Source organism: Saccharopolyspora sp. NPDC000995, from assembly GCF_053599315.1.
Genome location: NZ_JBSFLZ010000294.1, coordinates 1 through 2,097, shown reverse-complemented (window position 1 = coordinate 2,097; position 2,097 = coordinate 1). Strand labels below are relative to the sequence as shown.

General features: G+C 60.8%; 2 protein-coding genes. Both read left to right on the top strand.

What is annotated here, in order from left to right; translation table 11 throughout:
- Nucleotides 1-495: 495 nt before the first annotated feature.
- The gene (locus tag ACWDKQ_RS35890; protein ID WP_450143192.1) at nt 496-690 is read left to right on the top strand and encodes a hypothetical protein; all 195 of its coding nucleotides are present in this window, start codon (nt 496-498) and stop codon (nt 688-690) included.
- A 1,038-nt stretch (nt 691-1,728) separates the two neighbouring features.
- On the top strand, nt 1,729-2,001 hold the full coding sequence (locus tag ACWDKQ_RS35885) for a hypothetical protein (protein WP_450143191.1): 273 nt from the start codon (nt 1,729-1,731) through the stop codon (nt 1,999-2,001).
- Nucleotides 2,002-2,097 lie beyond the last annotated feature (96 nt).

Genomic DNA, 2,097 nt, shown 5'->3' with positions numbered 1-2,097 from the left:
TGGGATGCGTTGGAGTCGCAAACCCAAGCAGGATAAGGCCTTTGCCTTACCTCAGGCCGGATCTACCCACCCGACACGCTTGATGAAGGACTAGCCCGCCCACCCAGTGCGGGATGAGCAGTTCACAAAATGTGTGAGAGCCTGTCGTAATCCTTTCGGGTTGTCGCTTACCTCGCCGGTCGATAGCACGGCAGGGACTTGATCCCGAGATCCGCACCCACCGTCACGCCGGGCCGGGCCGGACGGGGCGGAATCATTGTGGGTGATCTCCACCGAGAACGACACAAACCACCGTCCCGCCCGATACGACACTGTCGCCGAGCGGATCCGCGCGGCACCCGTCTCGAGCGCCGCGCGCATGCCGGGTGGACTCGTGGGTGTGCACCACCCCGATGCGGTGCAGCTGTACATGGCGCCGGTCGTAGTCGTGTCACAGCCTCAGACCCTAATGTCGCCGGTGCTTCTGCAAAGATTCACCGACTTATGGAGGCCCACGTGAAGGGGCAGAAATTCATACCCGCTATTTTGCTCCCGGAAATGGCGCGGATCAAGTGTTGCTCGTCTTCCCAACGAGAGTCCGCATATTTCGCATTGCGCACCTTTCCCGAGCGCAACTCGGTCAACGCACTCGGTGTTGGCATGCGCTGCCAACTGGCGCCGATCGAAGCGCTCAGCCCGGTTTCCGCGTGACCAACTGCTGGCTGCGTCACTAAAACTTTCCTATGCGGCGCAAGATTTCGCTATTCGACAAGACAACTGCGGATCTGGCTGCTCTGTTTAACGGCTATCGCGCCCGTGCATGCTTCGCCGGTATGTCTTCGTCGCCGCCGGGCGCGACCCGGCGCCATCAATAGACAACTGGCGATGGTCGCGCACCAGCGCCGATCAAGCTCGGTGGCAGTGAAGTCCCGGCTCGGCAATCCGGTCCGGGTGTCATGACGCGGGTCGGGGGTAGTGACTACATGTTCGGGTAGGGGTGGAGTCACACTCCGCCTGCTCCACAGCGGCTTATTCAGATTGATAGTTGTCGTCACATTGAGCCATTTCATCTTGGTCGATCCGCAGCCGCGGCGCCTGAAGTCCCACGGTCCGGGCTGCCGCAAGCGGCGTAGCAGCCTGGCCCACCTCGCAGCCGGCACCGCCGTGGGTTCTCAGCGGTCTACTCGCGACGACAGCCCGGACGCCGCGTATTGATGATCATACACAATTCCAAGATCCCGTAGCCGAGAAGACCGCTGAGTACCCGCTACCCGCACCGCAATGCAAGAAAAGGTTGGAAAACACCCAATGAAACTGGTGGACGCCTTGTGGAGTCTGCTAATGCGGTGTGCCGAGGTCTTTTTGCGGGCGTCGCGACAGACACCAGGGCAGCTGGCAATGCATGCGGCCATCGACCGACGGAAAAAGATGCAGTAACAGCCGTACATTGGGGCACAGTTTGCTTGATCGGGTCGCGTCGCAACCTGTCGTCGTAGTATCGGCTCTGCCGGGCGACTCGCGCCATGCTCTGAAAAGCTCATATCTACTTGTTGTCTTCTGGCTCGCAGGGTGTTAATTTTTGGGCGGGTCATTCGAAATGGCCCCGTAATAATAGCGCACGTTCTTTTAGAGATGAAAGGCGGCGGCATCCCGGATTGGTGGTGATGCCACCTGCTTGGTGATGCCACCTGCTTGGTGATGCCACCTGCTTTCCATTCTCGCCGAGTTCTTCGCGTCAGGAGGTTTCTCATGCTGCGACTCGAGCCGTCTCCGCAGGCGATTGGTGTTCCGGTGCTGTGGTCCGCGACCGCCGTTGGGAAGGTGCGATTGACCGAGCGGTTCACCTTGCACTCCAGGGCGCCGGAGTGCAGGTCGTTGAGGCGGGCGCGGCGCGGATTGGAGCACCTGCTGAGCTTGCTTGGCGCGCACGACGTGGTCCTCAGCGGAGCAGCGGTGGAGGAGTCGTCACCAGCGGGCGGCAGCTGGTTCGTTGCTCTTGGCGGGAAGGATGACCGGCACTGACCCTTTCCGGGTAAGCATCTGTGGCTCTGGGTAGTCGTCGTGGCTGCGGCTGGTGCGTGTGGCGGTGACACGCCGAAGTTGTTGTGATGCAAAGTA